Annotated in this window: 15 protein-coding genes and 1 tRNA gene; 9 read left to right on the top strand and 7 right to left on the bottom strand. The window is 46.9% G+C overall.

The features are described 5' to 3' along the window. The coding region (locus QUA44_RS13520) for a calcium-binding protein (protein WP_333276543.1) at positions 1-1,997 on the bottom strand (1,997 nt) is incomplete at its 3' end. A 498-nt stretch (positions 1,998-2,495) separates the two neighbouring features. On the opposite strand from QUA44_RS13520, the gene QUA44_RS13515 reads away from it, so the two are divergent. From QUA44_RS13515 to QUA44_RS13490, 6 genes are all read left to right on the top strand, one after another. Continuing rightward, a complete protein-coding gene (locus QUA44_RS13515) occupies positions 2,496-3,626 on the top strand; it encodes a serine/threonine-protein kinase (RefSeq protein ID WP_333251772.1) in 1,131 nt (376 codons plus the stop codon). Positions 3,627-4,198: 572 nt separating this feature from the next. Further along, complete coding sequence (locus QUA44_RS13510; protein ID WP_333251770.1) at positions 4,199-7,705, top strand: PAS domain S-box protein; 3,507 nt, start codon at positions 4,199-4,201, stop codon at positions 7,703-7,705. Positions 7,706-7,915: 210 nt separating this feature from the next. Continuing rightward, positions 7,916-9,187: an FAD-dependent hydroxylase gene (locus QUA44_RS13505; protein WP_333251769.1), complete on the top strand. Its 1,272-nt coding sequence runs from the start codon at positions 7,916-7,918 to the stop codon at positions 9,185-9,187. Positions 9,188-9,541: 354 nt separating this feature from the next. Next, positions 9,542-14,542, top strand: a complete 5,001-nt coding sequence (locus tag QUA44_RS13500) for a CHAT domain-containing protein (protein WP_333251768.1) — start codon at positions 9,542-9,544, stop codon at positions 14,540-14,542. A gap of 10 nt (positions 14,543-14,552) precedes the next feature. Next, a complete protein-coding gene (locus tag QUA44_RS13495; RefSeq protein ID WP_333251767.1) occupies positions 14,553-14,906 on the top strand; it encodes a hypothetical protein in 354 nt (117 codons plus the stop codon). A 17-nt stretch (positions 14,907-14,923) separates the two neighbouring features. Next, positions 14,924-16,483 carry a hypothetical protein gene (locus QUA44_RS13490; RefSeq protein WP_333251766.1) on the top strand — a complete coding sequence of 520 codons (1,560 nt, stop codon included), beginning with the start codon at positions 14,924-14,926 and terminating at the stop codon, positions 16,481-16,483. A gap of 7 nt (positions 16,484-16,490) precedes the next feature. Here the strand turns inward: QUA44_RS13490 and QUA44_RS13485 are convergent, their stop codons facing one another. The 5 genes from QUA44_RS13485 to QUA44_RS13465 all read right to left on the bottom strand — a co-directional run bounded on the left by QUA44_RS13485 (position 16,491) and on the right by QUA44_RS13465 (position 17,797). Further along, positions 16,491-16,847: a DUF5615 family PIN-like protein gene (locus QUA44_RS13485; protein ID WP_333251765.1), complete on the bottom strand. Its 357-nt coding sequence runs from the start codon at positions 16,845-16,847 to the stop codon at positions 16,491-16,493. Further along, entirely contained in the window at positions 16,840-17,238 is a 399-nt protein-coding gene (locus tag QUA44_RS13480) for a DUF433 domain-containing protein (RefSeq protein ID WP_333251764.1), read from the bottom strand. Before QUA44_RS13480 ends, QUA44_RS13485 begins: the two co-directional genes overlap by 8 nt. 37 nt (positions 17,239-17,275) lie before the next feature. Continuing rightward, the gene (locus tag QUA44_RS13475) at positions 17,276-17,488 is read right to left on the bottom strand and encodes a helix-turn-helix domain-containing protein (protein ID WP_006634859.1); all 213 of its coding nucleotides are present in this window, start codon (positions 17,486-17,488) and stop codon (positions 17,276-17,278) included. Between the two features lie 31 nt (positions 17,489-17,519). After that, positions 17,520-17,660 (bottom strand): hypothetical protein, encoded by a 141-nt coding sequence (locus QUA44_RS13470; RefSeq protein ID WP_333309723.1) that lies wholly within the window; start codon positions 17,658-17,660, stop codon positions 17,520-17,522. A 53-nt stretch (positions 17,661-17,713) separates the two neighbouring features. Continuing rightward, positions 17,714-17,797 (bottom strand) — tRNA-Leu (locus QUA44_RS13465). A gap of 228 nt (positions 17,798-18,025) precedes the next feature. Here QUA44_RS13465 and accC point away from each other — a divergent pair. Next, positions 18,026-19,381, top strand: coding sequence for an acetyl-CoA carboxylase biotin carboxylase subunit (gene accC / locus QUA44_RS13460; RefSeq protein WP_333251762.1), 1,356 nt, complete (start codon positions 18,026-18,028; stop codon positions 19,379-19,381). A 92-nt stretch (positions 19,382-19,473) separates the two neighbouring features. Here accC and QUA44_RS13455 read toward each other — a convergent pair whose 3' ends face one another. Beyond that, on the bottom strand, positions 19,474-19,758 hold the full coding sequence (locus QUA44_RS13455; RefSeq protein WP_006634856.1) for a YggT family protein: 285 nt from the start codon (positions 19,756-19,758) through the stop codon (positions 19,474-19,476). Between the two features lie 124 nt (positions 19,759-19,882). On the opposite strand from QUA44_RS13455, the gene psbX reads away from it, so the two are divergent. Both psbX and QUA44_RS13445 read left to right on the top strand, forming a co-directional pair. Continuing rightward, positions 19,883-20,002 (top strand): photosystem II reaction center X protein, encoded by a 120-nt coding sequence (gene psbX, locus QUA44_RS13450; protein WP_332985557.1) that lies wholly within the window; start codon positions 19,883-19,885, stop codon positions 20,000-20,002. A gap of 284 nt (positions 20,003-20,286) precedes the next feature. Then, a complete protein-coding gene (locus tag QUA44_RS13445; protein ID WP_333251761.1) occupies positions 20,287-21,099 on the top strand; it encodes a Ycf66 family protein in 813 nt (270 codons plus the stop codon). The last annotated feature ends 229 nt before the right edge of the window (positions 21,100-21,328 follow it).

Genomic DNA, 21,328 nt, shown 5'->3' with positions numbered 1-21,328 from the left:
GGAGTTGGAGTTGGAGTTGGAGTTGGAGTTGGAGTTGGAGTTGGAGTTGGAGTTGGAGTTGGAGTTGGAGTTGGAGTCGGTGTCGGTGTAGTTATCGGGTCAATTGGTGGAGGTGTCGGTGTTGGTGGTGGAGTCGGAGTTGGTGGTGGAGTCGGAGTTGGTGGTGGAGTCGGTGTTGGTGGTGGAGTCGGAGTTGGTGGTGGAGTCGGAGGCGAGACAACACTACTTAAAATTTGCGTACTGCTTAAATTGCCCACCGTTTGAATAACACCAGCACCAGGAGTAGTCCCCGTCGGCGCCGCAAAGAAGTCGAAAATCTCCACATCTTGAGCATTCAGCACGCCATCTTGGTTCAAATCAATCACCAAACTCGTGCCATTTCGTCCCAAGCCCGTCGTTCCAGGGGCCAAAGTGAGCGCAAGCGTTACTCCCGGAAGGCTGAGGGAATTTGTGCCACCAATATCTGAAATGAAGCTACCTTGAGCCGTTGTACCATCCAACTGATAAACATCATTGCCCGTCCCTCCCAGCAAGAAGTCAGCACCCCCGCCACCAGCAAGAGTATTATTGCCATCTCCCCCGAATACAAAATCATCGCCCAACCCCCCGTTTAAGGAATTATCGCCAGCCCCCCCGCTCATAAAATCATTGCCCGCCCCGCCATTCAAAATGTCCTTGCCATCACCACCCAACAGGAAGTCATCGCCATCCAATCCCGATAGGAAGTCATCGCCAGCCAAACCACTTAGGAAATTAACGCTAGTATTTCCTGTCAGAGAATCATTGCCACTGCCGCCTTCAATATCTTCAATACCAATGAGACTATCCGTTCCCTCTCCCGTTGCCGTCCCAGTTGTCAGATTAGCAACTACCGGCCCAGTTGCACCGCCATAAGAAACAAAGTCAACACCCTCTCCACCATCAACCGTATCATTCCCCGCTTCCCCAGACAGGACATCGTTGCCCAATCCGGCACCGAGGAAGTCATTGCCATCACCACCAAACAAGAAGTCAGTGCCATCACCACCTGACAGAGAGTCATCGCCAGCTTCCCCATCGAGGAAATCGTTGCCCACTCCGGCGTCGAGGATGTCCTTGCCATCACCGCCGTAGAGGAAGTCATCTCCATCCAATCCTGACAGAGAATCATCGCCAGCTTCCCCATCGAGGAAATCGTCGCCCAATCCGGCGTCGAGGATGTCCTTGCCATCACCGCCGTAGAGGAAGTCACCGCCATCCAATCCCGACAGAAAGTCATCGCCTGCCAAACCACTTAGGAAATTAACGCTAGTATTCCCTGTTAGAGAGTCCTTGTCGCTGCCACCAAAAATGTCTTCAATACCGATGAGAGTGTCGGTTCCCTCTCCCGTTGCTATCCCTGTTACGAGATTTACCAGCACTGGAGTTGTCGCTGCCGCATAGGAAACTAAGTCAAAACCGTCTCCGCCGTCGATCAAATCGCTGCCAGATCCCCCAGCCAGAATATCGCCACCGAGTCCCCCTCTGAGAGTGTCATTGCCGTCATTGCCGAAGAGGAAATCGCTGCCATCTCCTCCAGAAATAGAATCATCGGCATCGAAACCTGCGAGCAAGTCAAAACCATCTCCGCCATCGACGGAATCTTTGCCAAAACCGCCAAATATTACATCGTCGCCTAATCCGCCTAGAAGGGTACTAGATTTGTTCGCACCGGCGAGAGTCTCATAGCTGATGAGAGTATCATCTCCCGCTTCGCCAAGCATGAGGTCATTACCGCCATCACTGCCAATAAAATCATTGCCTTCACCGCCACTGAGAGTCGAATCGCCGAGTCCGTCAAACAGGATATCATCGCCAAGTCCGCCGAGGATGGAGTTATTGCCCTCTTCGCCGAAAAGAAAGTCTATACCTGCTTGGCCGACGAGGGTGTCATTTCCTGCGTCTCCGTATATGTCGTCATCGTTCGCAGTTCCTGTAAGTAAAGTGTCATTGTCATTAGGTGCAAAGATAAGTGCCATAACTGCATTTCCTGATTTGATGTTGTGAATTGCGGATTTTCTGATGCTTAAACTGTGTTATTTCGGTTTGGTCGATCGAAATAGCATTTACAGTCCTGGACGCAGAAACCTGGTTTTTTTACGGAAATACTGCATTTGAGCTTTGAGAAACCGGGTTTTTCCAAAAAACCCGGTTTCTTTGGTATTTATGCGTAAGTCCTGATTTAGTCATTAATCAAGTTTTCTTGAACGTGGGGTTAAACACCCAGGGGTGTTGTCTAAAATGTCATAAATTATGAGTTCGATCGCCTTTGTAAACTTGTTGATTGAGATTATCCAATAAAATACTTAGAAGGTCAATTCATAAAATTCATAACTTAAAGTCATAAAAGTCATATTTGTAAAAATATATTTCAATCTGTAGACAAAGCTATCAAAGTTAAGTCAAACCCTGTATAACAGGAATCTAGCGATAGAAAAATGCGTGGCTCCTGTACCAATCACTTAACGCATGAAGCTATGACAGTAGAAGAAGCAATATTGTTTTTGGACAATCTGGTATACGAACAAACGGAAAAACACCTGAGTCGGTTGCAACAGTCGATCGTTCGAGGCGTTGTAGCGGGTTTGACGTACCAAGAAATTCAGCAAAACGATTCGATCGCCCGCGGGTATACAGTGGGCTACCTGGGGCGGTATGTCGGCTACAACTTGTGGAAAGACCTCACCAAGGTACTGAAGCAAGCAGAAATTATTGGACAAGAAGAAAGAGTCGTCGGAGCAAATCTTTGGGACTGCATCATGAGAGCTGTACAAAAAGGCACACAACAAGCTAATTCTGTCGATCTCATGTTGCAAAAGCTGCTGCGGATGCGTTACCGAATTAGAGAACACTTGGTGAATACGGAGTACAGCGATACCTATCTGGCTGAAGATGAAAATTTGCCCGATCGACCTTTATGTCTCGTCAAGCGCCTGAAAAGCCAGTCTGAGAGAACCAGCCAGCTATTCGATCGAGAAACGCGGGTTTTATATCGATTGGGTCAACACGATCGGATACCAGAATTGTTAGCTCGCTTTGAAGAAGATGGATATTTTTATTTAGTCTATCAATTCATCGAAGGGCAACCCCTGTATCAAGAAATAATCGAAGGTCAACCCTGGGAAGAACATCAGGTTATCGCTTTGTTGAAAGATATCTTGGAAGTGCTGGTTTTTGTTCACAAACAAGATGTAATTCACCGCGACGTTCACCCTCAAAACTTAATCAGACGGACATCAGATGGCAAGATTGTATTAATTGACTTTGGAGCAGTTAAAGAAATCAACACTTCACAAAACAGCATCGGTCAAACGAAATCTCGCGGTGGGACTCAGCAAGATTATATTCCTCCCGAACAAGCCATCGGCTCGCCGAAATTTTGCAGCGACATCTATGCTGTCGGGATCATCGGGATTCAAGCCTTAACAGGAATGCGCCCGAAACAACTCAGAGTTGATAATTTAGGGAATCTCATCTGGCAGAAAAATGCAAGTGTCACCCCGGAGTTGGCTCGCGTTTTAGACCAGATGGTGCTGTACGCTTTCCCCCAGCGTTACCCATCAGCAACCGAAGCTTTGCAAGCACTTCAAAACTTAGGAGTTAGTTGACTGTGGTTAGTTGTCAGTTGTCAGTTGTCAGTTGTCAGTTGACAGTTGACAGTTGACTGTTGACAGTTACCAAATCCGACTTTAATATCCCCTCTTTAGTCCGCGTAGGCGGACTTTGTTTGACAAGGAGCGGTTTCAACCGCCGAGTCTTATCTGTTCTGCCGATCGCATTTCCCACAGCCACAGCAGCCGGTTTATAATGCGAGTGATTTTGTTGCAGAGTGATTCATCCGCTACCATTATCCCTCGATGTACTGAGTAAAAACACTCCGTCTTGCCGATGAATCGGGGGCCAATTACCGAGATCCAAGGGACACGGAACAAGGAACAAGGAATTTTTTGTTTTAACTTCCAATCAAAAAAAATACTGAATTCTGCCGAATCCCTTCTACATAAGAGCCTTCAATCTTCAGTTGACTATCTATCTAAAGTTAGATAAAATAATTCATATTTTATGATTGGCAGTCTTAAGAAAATCTTAAGGAGCTTTGTATAGCGGGCAACAATATACATACAGTGTTTATTGTTACCGTGGATACGTAGAAACCCAAATAATTTGAGGGATCGAGAAATTGGAAGTTTTTGAACGAGCACAACAACTGCAAACGCCCTCAACCCGAATGGCTGCTGTCGAGTCTTTTTCCAAAAAAGCGAGTATTGCAGTAATGGCGATCGGCTGTACAGTCATTTTGGGTTGGATATTCGATCTGCAACTCTTAAAAAGCATTCTGCCCGGACTCGTCACCATGAAAGTCAATACTGCGGTCTGCTTTATTTTGGGCGGGTTTTCTCTATTCATCCAACAGATCCGGCGCGCCAAATCAACAGCAAGAAAGTATCAAAAAAATCATAAATATTTAATTTTGGGATGTTCATTTTTAATGATATTAATTAGCCTATTAACCCTAGTTCAATATAGCTTTAATTTAGACTTAGGCATCGACCAACTGCTATTTAAAGAAAGTGATAGGTTGACAAGCCCCGGAACACCAGGACGCATGGCCCCGAATACTGCTGCTGCTTTTTTATTGCTGGGAACATCGCTGCTGCTGCTGTCAGAACATCGGCCTAAATACCTGCGGATTCAAATCTTAAGCTGTGCAGCATTTTTAATTGCATTTATGGGTTTGATAGGCTATTTCTACGACAAAGCTTTATTTTACCAAATTGGCAATAATACAGGAATGGCTTTGCACACCTCCGCAGCATTTATGTTGCTGAGCTTCGGCATTTTATTTACCAGTCCAGAGAGAGGATTTATAGCAGTAATGACGAGCGATCGCGCCGGTGGAATCATGGCGAGGCGCTTGTTGCCACGGGCAATCATTATCCCGCCTTTAGTTGGTTATTTCATCCTATTGGGAGATCGGTTACAAGCCTACACGCCGGAGGTAGGGATATCGCTGTTAAGCGTATTGAACGTGATTATTTTTACTGTTCTGATTTGGCAGAATGCCAAAACTCTCTGCAGCGCAGACCGGAAGCGCTATCGAGCGGAACTGGGACTGAGGAAAGCTAAATCAGACTTAGAAACTCAAGTTGAGAAACGGACTATCCAACTGCAAATCACTAACGAGCAATTGCAACAGCAAATTTTCGACTCTCAAACAACAAAGCAGGCGCTTCAAAAAAACTACAACCTGTTGATGGCCGTCATCAATAGTACGCCAGCAGCCTTATTTGTCAAAGATATTCAGGGCTATTACCTAATGCTCAATGCTGCGGGAGCTAGTATAATTGGCAAGTCGGTAGACGAGATTATCGGCAGACATGACAGCGAGTTATTTCACCCGGAAATTGCCGACAAAATTAGAAAAACCGATCGCCCAATTATGACAACGGGAACAACGCAAGCAATCGAAGAAGACCTGCCAGTCAAAGGAAATTTGCGGACATTTCTTTCTACAAAAAGTGCTTACCGGGACGGACTAGGAAATATTAGCGGTATAGTTACCATCGCGCGGGATATTACTGAAAGCAAAAAAGCCGAAATTGCCAACAGAAGTCTGGCAGCAATTCTGGAAGCAACCCCTGATTTTGTAGGAACCTACAACCTCGAAGGGCGCGCCATTTACATTAACAAAGCAGGCAGAAAAATGGTGGGTATCGACGAAGACGCAGATATATCCCACCGACAAATTGCAGAATTCACAGCAGCGTCAGCCCGCAGCACCTTGAAAGAGGCGATCGCCACCGCTATTTCCGAGGGCTTTTGGAGTGGAGAAACAGCCTTCGTGTCAGCATCGGGAGTCGAAATTCCCGTCAGCCAAGTTATCATCTCCCACTCCGCACCGGGCGACAAACTCGCATACATTTCAACGATCGCCCGCGACATCAGCGATCGCTTCCAAGCTGAACAGGCGCTGCAACTGTCTCAAGCTCGTTTCGCCGGCATTGTAGAAATTGCCGACGACGCGATTATTTCCGTGGATGCTGAGCAAAAAATTATCCTGTTCAACCAAGGTGCAGAACGGATTTTCGGGTGGAGTGCAGCGGAGGCGATCGGACAATCCCTGAGCCTGCTGTTGCCCGAAGCTTTTGCCGCCCCTCACAGCCACCTCATCAGTAATTTCGGCGGCGGCGTTAAACAAGCCCGAAAAATGGGCAGCCGCAAAGAAATTTTCGCCCGCCGCCGAGACGGTACGCAATTTCCCGCCGAAGCTTCTATTTCCAAACTCGAAGTAGCAGGCGAAATCATATTCACAGCTATTTTGCGCGATGTGACAGCCAGTCGCCAAGCCGAAGAATTTGTGCGTCTGAGCGAGGAAAGATACCGATCGCTGGCAATGGCCACCGCGCAACTGGTATGGATGACAGACGCTAGCGGAATCTTCGATAAGCCTCAGCCTGATTGGATAGCTTATACGGGCATGAGTTGGAAAGAGAAGGACAACTGGATAGAAGCAGTGCACCCAGAAGACCGCGATCGCACAATACAAGCTTGGATGGGGGCCATAGAAACAAAAAGTCTCTACGAAGTCGAGCACCGCTTGCGGGCCGCCGACGGCAGCTACAGACACTTCTGGGTGCGGGGCGTCCCCCTTTTGGCAGCAGACGGCAGCATTCGCGAATGGGTGGGAACTCACACCGACATTAGCGATCGAGTCCAAGTTTTGGAAGCACTCAAGCAGTCCGAGGGACAGTATCGAGTGCAAGCAACCGAGCTCGAAAAAGCTGTCCAAGAGTTGCACCAAACTCAAACTCAACTAATTCAAACCGAAAAAATCTCTTCTCTCGGGCAGCTAGTCGCTGGCGTCGCCCACGAAATTAACAATCCCATTAACTTCATCTACGGCAACATCACCCACGCCAACGAATACGCCACAGACTTGCTTGGTTTGCTCCACCTTTACCAGGAAAAATACCCAAATCCCGTCCCAGAAATTGTAGAAGCAGCCGAAGATATTGAAGTTGATTACTTAATGGAAGACTTTACGAAGATTTTGGAATCAATGAAAGTAGGAGCCGATCGCATCCGCGACTTAGTTGTATCCTTACGCAACTTTTCCCGACTCGACGAATCGCAGATGAAGCGAGTAGACATTCACGAAGGAATCGAAAGCACTTTGCTAATTTTGCAGCACCGGATCAAAGCTAATGTACTTCGTCCCGCGATTGAGATTATCAAAGAATACGGCAATTTTCCAAAAGTTGAGTGCTATGTAGGTCAGCTCAATCAAGTACTTATGAATCTTTTAGGAAATGCGATCGACGCCCTCGAAGAGTACAACAGCACTCATTCTTCACAAGAAATATATGCTCGTCACAACAGAATTCGGATTAGCACCAGTGCGAATTCAGACACAGTAACCATTCGGATTGCCGACAACGGGATGGGAATCAATCAAGAAGTTATTGGCAAGTTGTTCGACCCATTTTTTACTACTAAACCAGTCGGCAAAGGCACAGGCTTGGGACTGTCAATCAGCTATCAGATTATAGTTGAAAAACACCGAGGCAAATTGCAGTGTATTTCCACGCCTGGGGAAGGTGCAGAGTTTGTCATCGAGATTCCCATTCGCCAGGAAGTATCAGCGCTGGCTACCGAAAACACAAAGGAAATGGTCATTAGTCATTAGACTGTTGACAGTTGACTGTTGACAGTTGACTGTTGGCAGTTGATAGTGGGCAGTTGATGGTTGATGGTTGTCATTAATCATAAATTTCTCAACGTCTCCCCATCTCCCCGTCTCCATCTCCCGTCTCCGTCGCGCGATCGCCCAAAATCGAAATAATTCTTTACAATAAAAAAGCAACAATCCAATTTACTTTGACAAACTTCCTTGAAAATGCCCGTAAACCAACTTTCTCCAACCGCAGCCTCCACCCAGACACCAACACTCGACTTTGACATAGCCATCGTCGGAGGTGGCATAGTCGGGGCCACCTTAGCCTGCGCTTTAAAAGATTCCGGCTTAAAAATAGCCATAATTGAAACCCAACTCCCCGCAGCCGCAGCAGCCAAAAAACAAGCTTACGCAATCACCCTGCTGTCGGGAATGATCTTAGAAAGCATCGGCGTGTGGCAGCAAATCTTGCCCCAAATCACCACCTTCGAGCAAATTAGCCTCTGCGACGGCGACTATCCCGGCGTCGTCGAATTCCACCGCCCGGATTTGGGAAATACTGGCAAATTGCCCGTACCAAAAGCAGCTTTAGGTTACGTTGGTGAGCACCGAGTCATGCTGTCAGCTTTGCAAGAATCTTTGGCAAAAAATCCTAATTTCAGTTGGGTTTGTCCGGCGGAAGTAATAGATGTAAAATATTTAAATAATAGCGCTGAAATTCAAATCAAACAAAACGGCGAAACTCGCACAATTTGTACTAAATTGTTAGTTGCCGCCGACGGTTCTAAATCTCGCATCCGCACAGCAGCAAATATCGGCACTCGCGGCTGGAAATACTGGCAATCCTGCGTTGCGATTACTATTAAAGCCGAAAAACCGCACAATGATATCGCTTTTGAGCGCTTTTGGCCGAGCGGCCCGATGGGAGTTTTACCATTACCTGGGAACCGCTGTCAAGTAGTTTGGACTGCACCCCACGCGGAGGCAAAAAGTTTGCAAGAAATGGATGAAAAAGAGTTTTTGACTTTGTTAGAACAACGCACGGGCGGGCTTTTGGGGCGTTTGGAATTGGAGAGCGATCGCTTTTTGTTTCCGGTGCAGTTAATGCAGAGCGATCGCTACGTTTTGCCCAGATTAGCACTAATTGGCGACGCCGCCCACTGCTGCCATCCCGTCGGCGGCCAGGGATTAAATATGGGCATTCGAGACGCAGGGGCGATCGGCCAAATCTTGCAGCAAGCGCACCAACAAGGCGAAGACATCGGCGACTTGCGAGTATTGAAACGGTATCACAACTGGCGCAAAAAAGAGAATTTAATCGTGTTAGGATTTACCGATTTTCTAGACAGATTATTTTCTAATACTTGGCTGCCAATTGTAGCATTTCGCCGCTTTGGATTGTGGTGTTTGCGGACAATTCCCCCAGTGAGGTTTTTAGCCTTGCGGCTGATGACAGGCTTGATGGGGCGGCCGCCGAAATTAGCGCAAAATTAGAATAAACCGGGTTTTTTCCTATGTTGCTGGCACTCTAGCGGTGTTGCCACAACCGCCAAGGGTTGAAACCCCTGGCTAATAGCGAAAGTCGGTTGAAACCGACTGAAAATCCGAGATAAAAATGAAAAACTCTTTAGTCCTCTTCAGAGGACTTTTGCTATGAGACAGGGGTTGAAACCCCTGGCGGACTATCGGGCTAACCGAGGTTTCTGGCCACTCGCACACGATCGAAGAAACCGGGTTTTTTTCTATCTCTTCGCCTGCAACCAAATATTCGCGCAAAAACCCGGTTTCTGGCCACCCTCCTAACAAACATGATAAAATAAATATCGGTGTTATTCACAACTCCCTGCAATGAATGAAACCCGCGTCGCAGCCTACCTGCAATTAATTCACACCCTGCTGAATTGTCCCAACGTAGAACAACTCCAGATATTACAAGATAACTTAGAATTATTGGATCGCGGATTTCTAGAAACTTGTGAGTTAGTAGCATCAACCTTCGTAGCACAAGGCAACGAAAATGGCGCTAATTTCCTGCGGAATCTGGCCAGTCAGCTAGCGAATTTTATAAATAAAAGCAATCCAGGAACTGAAAATACCCAAGAGTATGCAAACTTTGTCATAGAATTATTGCAAGCAGAAGAAACCTATAGGGGTGTTGCTGTAATTTACCCCCTTCTGGCTCAGCGCCAACACCTCTTCAATGCCCGTTTTGCTGAAATTTTACCGCAAGTAGCCCAGAGGTTACTTGATGGCAAAAATGCAGAACAAATTAGGTCAATTGTCGCCCTCATTGAAAATTTAAGTGTTCATATTAGTGACTTTCCGCACGGGAATAGAGCGAAAAATATTGAAATTGCCATTATTGGTTATCAAATAGTTTTAAACAATCGGCAACCGGGAAGCGAAAAATACGCTGGAACTCAAAATAACCTAGGCTTTGCCTACAGTAACAGAATCAACGGTTCGCGGGCAGATAATTTGGAGAGGGCGATCGAGTTTTATCAGGCTGCTTTAACTGTCTATTCTATTGAGGATTTCCCCGAACAATGGGTAATAACTATACACAACCTAGCTAATGCCTACTTATACAGAATCAACGGTTCGCGGGCAGATAATTTGGATAGAGCGATCGAGTTTTATCAAGCAGCTTTAAGAGTCCATACTTTTGAGGCTTTCCCCGAAAAGTGGGCAGCGACTCAAAACAACTTAGGTGTTGTCTACAGTGACAGAATCAATGGTTCACAGGCGGATAATTTGGATAGGGCGATCGAGCTTTATCAAGCAGCTTTAAGAGTCTATACTTTTGAGGATTTCCCCGAAAAGTGGGCAGCGACTCAAAATAACCTAGCTAGTGCCTACGGCAACAGAATCAACGGTTCGCGGGCTGATAATTTTGAGAGGACGATAGAGTTTTTTCAGACTGCTTTAAGAGTTTATACTTTTGAGGTTTTACCCAAAGATTGGGCAAGGACTCAAAATAACCTAGGCCTTGCCTACTGTAAGAGAATTAACGGTTCGCAAGCTGATAATCTGGAGAGGGCGATCGAGTTTTTTCAGGCTGCTTTAACAGTCCGCACTCGTGAGGCTTTACCCAAAGATTGGGCAGCGACTCAAAACAACCTAGCTGCTGCCTACAGTGACAGAATCAATGGTTTGCGGGCAGATAATTTGGAGAGGGCGATCGAGTTTTCTCAAGCTGCTTTAACTCTCTATACTCTTGAGGATTTCCCCAAAGATTGGGCAATGAATCAAAACAACCTAGGCGCTGCCTACAGTCACAGAATACATGGTTTGCGGGCAGATAATTTGGAGAGGGCAATCGAGTTTTATCAAGCAGCTTTAAGAGTCAATACTTTTGAGGATTTCCCCAAACAATGGGCAACGACTCAAAACAACATAGGAGAAGCCTACAGAAACAGAATCAACGGTTTGCGGGCAGATAATCTAGAGAGGGCGATCGAGTTTTATCAAGCTGCTTTAACAGTCTATAAGCTTGAGGATTTCCCCAAAGATTGGGCAAGGACTCAAAACAACCTAGCTGTTGTCTATAGTGACAGAATCAACGGTTCGCGGGCAGATAATCTGGACAGGGCGATCGAGTTTTCTCAGGCTGCTTTAAGAGTCTATACTTTTGAGGCTTTCCCCGCAGATTGGGCAATGGCTCAACATAACCTAGCTGCTGCCTACATTGATAGAATCAATGGTTTGCGGGCGGATAATCTGGAAAGGGCGATCGAGTTTTCTCAAGCTGCTTTAAGGGTCTATACTTTTGAGGCTTTCCCCGAAAAGTGGGCAGCGACTCAAAACAACTTAGCTGTTGTCTACAGAAACAGAATTAACGGTTCGCGGGCAGATAATTTGGACAGGGCGATCGAGTTTTCTCAGGCTGCTTTAAGGGTCTATACTTTTGAGGATTTTCCCGCAGATTGGGTAAGAACTCAAAACAACCTAGCCTTTGACTACAGTAACAGAATCAATGGTTCGCGGGCTGAGAATTTGGATAAGGTGATTGAGTTTTCTCAGGCTGCTTTAACAGTCTATAAGCTTGAGGATTTCCCCGCAGATTGGGTAAGAACTCAAAACAACCTAGCTGTTGCCTATAGTGACAGAATCAATGGTTCGCGAACAGATAATTTGGAGAGGGCAATCGAGCTTTATCAAGCAGCTTTAAGAGTCCATACTTTTGAGGCTTTCCCCGAACAATGGGCAGGGACTCTATATAACTTAGCTGTTGCCTACAGTGACCGAATCAGAGGCTCGCGTGCAGATAATTTGGAGAGGGCAATCGAGCTTTATCAAGCTGCTTTAACAGTCTATAAATTTGAGGCTTTCCCCGAAGATTGGGCAAGGACTCAAAATAACCTAGCTGCTGCCTACCTATACAGAATAAACGGTTCGCGGGCAGATAATCTGGAGAGGGCGATCGAGTTTTCTCAGGCTGCTTTAAGAGTCCATACTTTTGAGGCTTTCCCCGAAAAGTGGGCAGCGACTCAAAACAACTTAGCTGCTGCCTACAGCAACAGAATCAACGGTTCGCGGGCTGATAATCTGGACAGGGCGATCGAGTTTTCTCAGGCTGCTTTAAGGGTATATACGTTTGAGGCTTTCCCCGAAAATTGGGCAGGGGTTCAAAACAACCTAGCTATTGGCTACAGAAACAGCATCAAAGGTTCGCAGGCGGATAATTTGGAGAGGACGATCGGGTTTTATCAGGCTGCTTTAACAGTCTATACTCGTAAGGCTTTCCCCGAAAAGTGGGCAGGGGTTCAAAATAACCTAGCTAATGCCTACAGTGACAGAATCAACGGTTCGCGGGCTGATAATTTGCAGAGGGCGATCGAGTTTTTTCAGGCTGCTTTAACAGTCCGTACTCGTAAGGATTTCCCCGAAGATTGGGCATTGACTCTAAACAACCTAGCCCTTGCCTACAGTGACAGAATCAACGGTTCGCGGGCTGATAATTTGCAGAGGGCGATCGCACTTTATCGCAATGCTTTAACTATCAGAACTCGCGAGGCTTTGCCACAAGATTATACAGTAACTTTGTTTAATTTAGGAAATACTTACCGAAACAACCAGCAATGGCAACTCGCTTACGATGCCTATGCCCCAGCCATTGAAACAGCAGAATTTTTACGGGGTGAGGAATCTGGAAATGAAACCAAACAGAAATTAGCTGAACAATGGAATCAACTCTATCGGGGCATGGTGGAAGTTTGCCTAACGCTAAAAAATTACACCGAAGCAATAGAATACGTCGAACGCAGTAAAGCCCGCAACTTAGTCGAACTCCTCGCCACCCGCGACTCATACCCCAAAGGCGATATTCCCGAAACCGTTCTCAACGAGCTCTCGCGCCTGCATCGAGAAATTGATGCCGAACAGCGCCGACTAGAACTCCAACGGACAAATCGTAACAGCAACGGCGGCACAATATCGGGAGAACGCAGCCTCCAAATTGACCGCCTCCAAACTACCAGCCGCGATTCTACCAATCTCACCCAATTGTGGCAACAACTCAATGAATTGATTGCCGATGAAATTACACCAATCGATCCAGATTTTAGCCTCACCCAAAAAGTTGAGCCTATCCGCTACAAAGAAATTCAAACTCTGATTGGTGAAAACACCACTATCATTGAATGGTACATCCTGCGCGACAAATTCCTCACCTTCATCCTCACCCCTCAATCACCAACTCCTACAGTCTGGCAATCTTCAAAAGCCGACTTTCAAGCCTTGGTAAACTGGGGCAACGAATATCTGAGAGACTACCAAAAGGAAGACAAAACCGAATGGCGGGAAAACCTAGCCACTCGCCTCCAAAGCCTATCTGAGATATTGCATCTCAATGAGATTCTGGAAAGAGTACCGCAACACTGCAAACAACTAATTTTAATTCCCCACCTTTTTCTGCACCTGTTCCCCCTTCACGCCTTGTCGGTTAGCCATAAAACTTGGCAGCGCTTTAACCCAGAAACCCAGTCTCCTGAACCCACAAATCCCTGCTTACTAGATTGCTTCAAACAAGGTGTCCGCTATTCCCCCAGTTGCCAACTGCTGCAACAGGCACAAAGGCGAAAACGCCCCAATTTCACTCACCTATTTGCCGTCCAAAACCCCACCAATGACCTGCAATTTACAGACTTAGAAGTACCAGCGATTAGTCGGCATTTCCACCCCAAAGATATCCTCGTCAAAAATGATGCAAAAAAATCGGTCATAGATGACAGCCGCCTCCGCATCGCCCACTGCGCCCACTTTAGCTGTCACGGCTATTTTAACTTTCAACAACCTTTGCTATCAGCATTGCTGCTAGCCGACAGCGAATTACCCCCGCCTCCCCCAGAAGAAAACCCCTCTCGCTATCTACCCTTACGAAATGGCAAAACCCTCGACCTCACCAAATGCCTCACCTTAGCAGATATCTTTGCCCTCGACTTCCGAGAATGCCGCCTAGTTGTGCTTTCCGCCTGCGAAACGGGCATCAGCGACTTTAGCAGCATCAGCGATGAATATATCAGCTTACCTAGCGGTTTCCTGGTTGCCGGTAGTTCCAGTGTAGTACCGACGTTGTGGGCAGTCAACGATTTTTCAACCTCATTTTTGATGATAAAATTTTATCAGCTTCTCAAAGCCGGGTTAAGCGTCTCCCTTGCCCTCAATACTGCCCAACTTTGGCTGCGAGATGCTACTAAAGAAGATTTGCAGGTATGGACAAAGCAACTTCCCCTACATCGCGTCGAAAAAGCAACCCTGTACGATATGCTTAAGAAGATAAGCTCTAAAGAAATACGACCTTTTCAATCGCCCTATCATTGGGCTGCATTTTGTTCAGTTGGTCAATAGGAATCGGAGAATGATGCTCGAAGGTAGTCTGAAGAATATCCACGCCTTTATATACCTAATCAAAAATCAGCCCGATCTGTTTTTGATTGAAAATAGAGATGAAAACCTCAAACAGGCAAGTGCTAATTTCGGAGAAACAGAGGACGATATTGCTGATAACATCCTTGAATGGTGTGAAAAGTATCCCGACATTGAAAACGCATTATCCCTGACTCGCCAAGGATTAGATTCGGGGGAAATCCAATTAACCAATCGCCTCCCAGGAACAACCAAACCGATAGCTCCACCGCCACCACCTCCCAAAGTTTCCAGAGAAACGCTATTAAATGCCATCCAACAAAGTTTCCCCAACCAGTCAAAATAGCACTCAGGGTCTAGGTGATGAACAATCCTGAATTGACAGTGACAGGCAAACTTGCCAACCCCAAACTCACGCTGTTTGCCTTTCATTTGTCCAAGAATCTTGCAAAAGGCGATAAACAACCTGTAGACAAAGCAGATCACTTATGGCATAAATGCGCTGCTTTGGGACATCTGCTGCAAACAAATCCGCAGCTCGATTCTTTACCCGAAAAGCTGAGCAATAGAAACACCCAAAATACCCAACAGAGCGACTATCTTGAACTTTACGAGTCAGATGGCGATAGATTTGTATCATTTACAACTGTTAGCCAACCGGATAAACTGTCCCTGACAGGCGGAATTTACCCGCTGCAACTTCACGACACTTACGCACTTGACTTCACGCTACTTTCACCCAATTCTAAAGTAGAAATCAACCAACTGAGCAACCTAAATTTTCAAGGTTGTCTGCTACCTTGCGAAATCCAAGCATCACTGGGACAAACCCTAATATTATTTGCCAAACCTGTTGATTTTACTGGCAATTATCAAGATTTAGCAGTAGCTTGTGTAGACGCTTTGTTTCAAAATTCAGAGCTTAAACAGCCAAAACCCTATTTAATCGGTGAGGGAAAACTTCTAGGTAGTCCGATTTGTGAATTTGACAACAGTCAAGAAGATCCGAGATTAAAGTGTCATATCCTAGTCTGGTTAGATACTGATGAAAAAACTTCAGAGAGAGAAGAATTAGGCAATTATTACCGTCCGCTGATAAATTTGTTATGCTGCCGCAGTAAAATTCTTTATGTTTATCACCAAGCGTATCTTTGCAACGAGGAAGCGAGAAAACTGTACAGTCAATTAGAGGAAAAAGTAGAAGAATTTAGCCGTTTGAAATCAGATAGAAAGGAGCGTCTGGAACAACTAGAGGGCAGGCTGACGGAACTCCCTCAAATCGGGTTAACTTATGCCCGCTATTTGCGAGATATAGAACTTCACCAGATTACAATTGAAACGAATGCTAAAAACTATAGTTATTGGCTAAAAAAACTTGGCGATAGCAGTGTCAAAGAAATAGATAATTTAGCTTTCCTACAACAATTTGTTAAGGGGAGTTGCAAGATATTTCAGCAACAGATTAAACTCAATATGAGTTATCTTACCGCAGGAAAGGAATTATTTCAACAGATGATTGAAACAATCCGAGGCATTGTGGAAGTTGATGCTCAAAAACAACAGGTAGAGTATGAGCAAAATGAAAGAGATCGCGATCGCAATTTACAAATAACTATAGCCGTTGTCGGTGTGGGTATAGGCGTTGCGGGGGTTGTTTCCAGCAGCTACACCTTGGCTGTAGACAAACCTTGGGCATCACCCTCTTTCCAGCATCCTCTGTCGCTTCATCCTTTCTTTAGTGCCATTATAATTAGTTGCTTGTGCGGTGGAGTCTTGGGAGGGCTTGCTTTTTTGACTGCTCGTAAAGTGCTAAAATCATCATCCGATAGGCAAAGTTTATCTGGTTCCCAAAGTCAACCAGTTAATCCTGTTTTGCAGGAAGCGGAAGAAGTGCGATCGACCAGAGATACAGAAGTTCGATAAGATAGAATTAGGTTCGCCACTGATTAAGCCAGCGAACTTGCCCTTTCCAGTCAGCAGCTTGTGTTTCTGAAAGCAGGCGATCGAGCGAAGCAATTAGACTAGATAATGTCCAACTGTTTTGAGCAGCCAAAATGATGCCACCATGTTCGGGATAACGCTGAGCTAAAACCTGAAAATCCCGGATATTAAAGGTAAAAATACACCGCCCTCGCCCTGTTGCTTCTAGCAATTGACCCTCATCGCTAACATCTAAAGCCATCCACTCAGTCGGTGTCCGAGTGACATCGTGACTGCGAGATAAAAGGGCGGCTTGCAAAGCTTTAATAGAGGTATCGGCATCTAGATGCAATAGTGGTTTAGACATTACCAGCTTCGATAATTTGCTCAGCGGCAATAGATGCGTCTATTTCTTGATAGTGAGCCGCATAAAAAGCGAGAACATCGTTCACTCGATCTTCACTTATGTCATACTCAGTGGCAATTTGGTTTGGAGAAAAACCCCATTTCTGCGCTGCGATGACTACGGTTTGCACCCGCAACCGAGTGCCGCGCAAAACGGGAACGAGTTCGCCGCTAGCGCCGCGCACATAGGTGATTTCAGGAAAAGCCGGATCGTCATTCCGCTGGTTGAGGGTAGCGACTTTTTCGGCTACAGCCCAGAGGATAAACTGATCGAAGGAAATGCCTTGGAGTGTTGCCAATTTTTCAGCTTCTTGCTGTAACTGAACGGGTAAGTTTAAGGCGTAGGATGTCATCGATCTAACTTCCGTTTGCTAATATAATTTCATCGGTTCATTCTTTAACAACTTCCATCAACTCCTCAATCAAAACATCGAGGGTGCGAGCGATTTTTTGAATGGATGTGATATCAACCGTTGCGAGTCCTTCCGAACGAGCATAGTGCCTGACTGTGCTGTACGGAACCTCGGATCGATCGGCAACATCCTTTAGCGTCCATCCTTTTTCGTCAGCCAACTCTCGGATTCGGAACCTAACTAACCCCATTCTACTTGACAAACGATAACTATCTATGTTTTTAATTCAAACACAATTGTCGATCGACAGTTAAACAGTATTTTGTATGGTGCGGATCTGTCAGAAGTTCGATCGCACTTAAAAATATCTGAGGAATCCGCACCCTACGGTACTCGATCGACTTTCTAGAAAAACCACTCAATATAAAACAACTGCCGACAGCCAAAACTGTCAACAGTTGTTTTATATATTCAATGCGGATGGCGAGACTCGAACTCGCAAGGACATAATGCCACACGCACCTCAAGCGTGCGCGTATACCAATTCCGCCACATCCGCTCTTTCTGGCAATCTCCGGGATTTTTGGGTTACGAGTTAAAGATTCACAGGTTGAGGTTCCTGACATTTAACTTGTGACTTGCCCTTTGACACCGCCGATTTACAATCATAGCACCACTACCAGCAAAATGTAAAATAAATTTTTGTGAACAATTTCTGCAAAACGATTATCCAGAACATACCGAAAGGCATTATTGTACAGAATATTGAGTGAATTAAGCAGCGAAGATGGGGTTCTCGAAAATTTTAATCGCTAATCGGGGAGAAATAGCTCTCCGCATATTGCGGACCTGCGAGGAAATGGGGATTGCCACGGTCGCCGTACACTCCACCGTAGATAAACACGCCTTGCACGTCCAGTTGGCAGACGAAGCCGTTTGCATCGGCCCCCCCACCAGCAGCAAAAGCTATTTAAACATCCCCAACATCATCGCGGCTGCCCTGACGCGCAACGCAGCAGCCATTCACCCCGGTTACGGCTTCCTCGCCGAAAACGCCCGATTTGCCGAAATCTGCGCCGACCATCAAATTACCTTCATCGGGCCGTCTCCGGCAGCAATGCGGGCGATGGGCGACAAATCCACCGCCAAAGAAACCATGCAGCGGGTGAAAGTCCCCACAGTACCCGGTAGCGAGGGATTGCTGGCGGACGATCGCGAAGCTTTGGCGATCGCCCGCGACATCGGCTATCCTGTGATGATCAAAGCCACAGCCGGCGGTGGAGGCCGCGGGATGAGGCTAGTTAGAGAACCCTCGGAACTCCCCAAACTATTCTCAGCAGCCCAAGGCGAAGCCGACGCAGCCTTCGGCAACCCCGGACTTTACCTCGAAAAATTCATCGAAAGACCGCGCCACATCGAAATCCAAATCCTCGCCGACAACTACGGTAACGTCATCCACCTCGGCGAGAGAGATTGTTCGATTCAGCGCCGACACCAAAAACTCCTCGAAGAAGCCCCCAGCCCAGCCCTCAGCCAGAAACTGCGAGATCAAATGGGTCACGCCGCCATTGCCGCAGCCAAATCCATCAACTACACAGGTGCGGGCACTGTCGAATTTCTGCTTGACAAATCGGGCAAATTCTACTTCATGGAAATGAACACCCGCATCCAAGTAGAACATCCCGTCACCGAGATGATTACAGGCCTCGACTTGATCGCCGAACAAATCCGCATCGCCCAAGGAGAAAAACTGCAAATCAAGCAAAACCAAGTAATTCTCAACGGCCACGCCATCGAGTGCCGCATCAACGCCGAAGATCCCGATCGCAACTTCCGCCCCCACCCCGGCATAATCAGCGGTTATTTGCCTCCCGGTGGCCCCGGCGTGCGGATGGACTCTCACGTCTACACCGATTACGAAATACCCGCTTACTACGATTCTTTAATCGGTAAAGTAATTGTATGGGGGCGCGATCGACCGACAGCCATCCGCAGGATGAAACGGGCATTGCGAGAATGCGCCATCACCGGCGTCCCCACCACCCTGGGCTTCCACCAAAAAATCCTCGATTCCCCCGAGTTTCTCAGCGGCGAAGTTTACACGAATTTCGTCGAACAGTTCTTGAACCAAAACAGTCATTAGTCAGTTGGCAGTTGTCAGTCAGGGGGCAGTTGTCAGTTGGCAGTTGGCAACTAACCCATGCCCCATGCCCCATGCCCCATGCCCGCTGACTCTTACATCATCATCGTCAGCAGCCCTTGCTGACCGAGAATCATTTCTCGCAGCAAGCTACAGATACCCACCCAAATAATCGGCGTAATGTCCACCCCGCCGATCGGCGGTACAATCTTTCTAGTTACGGCTAAAAAAGGTTCCGTCGGCCAAGCAATCAGACTCAACGGCAACTTGCTCAGGTTCACCTCGGGATACCAAGTCAGGACGATCCGAAAAATAAACAGCAAGGTCATCACGACTAGGACAGAGCCCAGAATCCAACTTGCAACGGTAATACCAGTCATGGGTCTTATCTCGAAATTTTAAGTTTTGTTAAGTCTGCTATTCATAATTTTAACCGTTTCGTAGGTGCGATCGAAAGTATAAAATTAAGAAAAATCAAATTGTTGTAACAAAGGCTTTGAATCTATGACTCCTTCTCTCGCGAACTTTTTGTACAGCCTGCTGGTGGGCGTGGCGGTGGTAGTGATTCCAGCAACCATCGGCCTGATCTTCATCAGCCAAAAAGACAAAATCAAGCGCACCTAAAAAGTCAGCGGGTTTCTAAGTCCGGCGCTGCAAGTCAATTGTGGGCTACAAGTCGGGCATTTCCCCGATCCGAGAAACCTCGGCTGCCAGCAACTGTCAAGGCAAAACCTTCGGTTGACTGCCAAGCTGAGGTTTTTTCCCGTTAAACTCATTATTATATGGTTCACTTCCCAAGCTGAAACCCTGACCGGACGCTGCCCCAGAAAGCACAGTCGGGCTGACAGACTTAATGATAGATGTAAAATCTAACTCGCTAACATAGGAAAGACATAGGAGATAGGCTAATGGTCAATTTAGGATTGAACTGGAGCAGCCTGCTAGGGATCATCCTAGCAGTTGCAGGGGCAGGACTGTATTTTCTGCGATCGTGGCGTCCCAAACTAGCCCGAGACCACGATATTTTTTTTGCAGCAGTCGGTCTGCTGTGTGGCGGTATTCTGTTATTTCAAGGATGGCGGCTTGACCCAATTCTGGCATTCGGTCAATTTCTGCTCAGCGGTACCGCCATATTTTTTGCAGCAGAAAGCATCAAGCTGCGAGGAGCGACCACAGCCCAAGCCAAAACTCGCGCCCAATACGTAGATGAAGAGCGACCGGTCAGCAACGCTTACGGTTACGACGGCTACGATGCCGAAATCGAACAGCTAGAACCAGAGGAAGACTATCCGCAGCGTCCCCGGATCAGAGGCAGCCAAGACTACCGTTCCTCTCGGGAAGCCTACGACGACGAACCCCGCCGCCGTCCCTCGAATCGCAACGGCAGTGTTAACACCTCCAGGCCCGACTCGCCCGATCGATCGTCCTCGCGCAAACGTCCCTCTCGCCCAGAAGCCCCGCCAACCCAAGAGTCTGACAACTGGGACGTTTCAGACAACCCCGAAGAAAGACCGACTCGCAGCCGCAACAGCCGCCCCCCAGCTTCGGAAAACCGCAGTTCTGACGCGCCGCCGAGAACCAAAAAACCCCGTCCTACGGAATCATCGAGGTCTCGCCCCAGCAACCGCGACGTAGAAGCACCGCCATCAGATTACGTGGAGTATCGACCTGTAGAATACCCGGAAGACCAACCGGATAATTCCCCCAATTTCGACAAATAGGCAAACACTAAGTAGATGGGTGAAACTAAACTTTTATCGTACCCGCCGGCAAAAAAATAAGTTGCGTTTATTGATGCCCATCTACTTATTCTCAGATATGAAATTGATCAAAAAGACTGTAAATTGCGAGGGTGAAACCCCAGACCCACATAGATAAGCTGCTACGCAGCTAAACCGGATAAAATAGCATTGCCTTTATTTTTGATTTTTCGATCCCATTTAATAACCA

It is taken from the genome of Microcoleus sp. N9_A2 (assembly GCF_036701775.1).
Lineage (GTDB): Bacteria > Cyanobacteriota > Cyanobacteriia > Cyanobacteriales > Microcoleaceae > Microcoleus.
Note: the sequence above shows the minus strand (reverse complement) of the source record. Positions and strands in the feature narration are given on the sequence as shown.

Excerpts from the sequence above, each read along its gene's own strand:
- QUA44_RS13445 (WP_333251761.1), top strand. The coding sequence starts at position 20,287 with ATGGTCAATTTAGGATTGAACTGGAGCAGCCTGCTAGGGATCATCCTA.
- accC (WP_333251762.1), top strand. The coding sequence starts at position 18,026 with ATGGGGTTCTCGAAAATTTTAATCGCTAATCGGGGAGAAATAGCTCTC.
- QUA44_RS13515 (WP_333251772.1), top strand. The coding sequence starts at position 2,496 with ATGACAGTAGAAGAAGCAATATTGTTTTTGGACAATCTGGTATACGAA.
- QUA44_RS13495 (WP_333251767.1), top strand. The coding sequence starts at position 14,553 with ATGATGCTCGAAGGTAGTCTGAAGAATATCCACGCCTTTATATACCTA.
- QUA44_RS13480 (WP_333251764.1), bottom strand. The coding sequence starts at position 17,238 with ATGACATCCTACGCCTTAAACTTACCCGTTCAGTTACAGCAAGAAGCT.
- QUA44_RS13500 (WP_333251768.1), top strand. The coding sequence starts at position 9,542 with ATGAATGAAACCCGCGTCGCAGCCTACCTGCAATTAATTCACACCCTG.
- QUA44_RS13505 (WP_333251769.1), top strand. The coding sequence starts at position 7,916 with ATGCCCGTAAACCAACTTTCTCCAACCGCAGCCTCCACCCAGACACCA.
- psbX (WP_332985557.1), top strand. The coding sequence starts at position 19,883 with ATGACTCCTTCTCTCGCGAACTTTTTGTACAGCCTGCTGGTGGGCGTG.
- QUA44_RS13455 (WP_006634856.1), bottom strand. The coding sequence starts at position 19,758 with ATGACTGGTATTACCGTTGCAAGTTGGATTCTGGGCTCTGTCCTAGTC.
- QUA44_RS13485 (WP_333251765.1), bottom strand. The coding sequence starts at position 16,847 with ATGTCTAAACCACTATTGCATCTAGATGCCGATACCTCTATTAAAGCT.
- QUA44_RS13490 (WP_333251766.1), top strand. The coding sequence starts at position 14,924 with ATGAACAATCCTGAATTGACAGTGACAGGCAAACTTGCCAACCCCAAA.
- QUA44_RS13475 (WP_006634859.1), bottom strand. The coding sequence starts at position 17,488 with ATGGGGTTAGTTAGGTTCCGAATCCGAGAGTTGGCTGACGAAAAAGGA.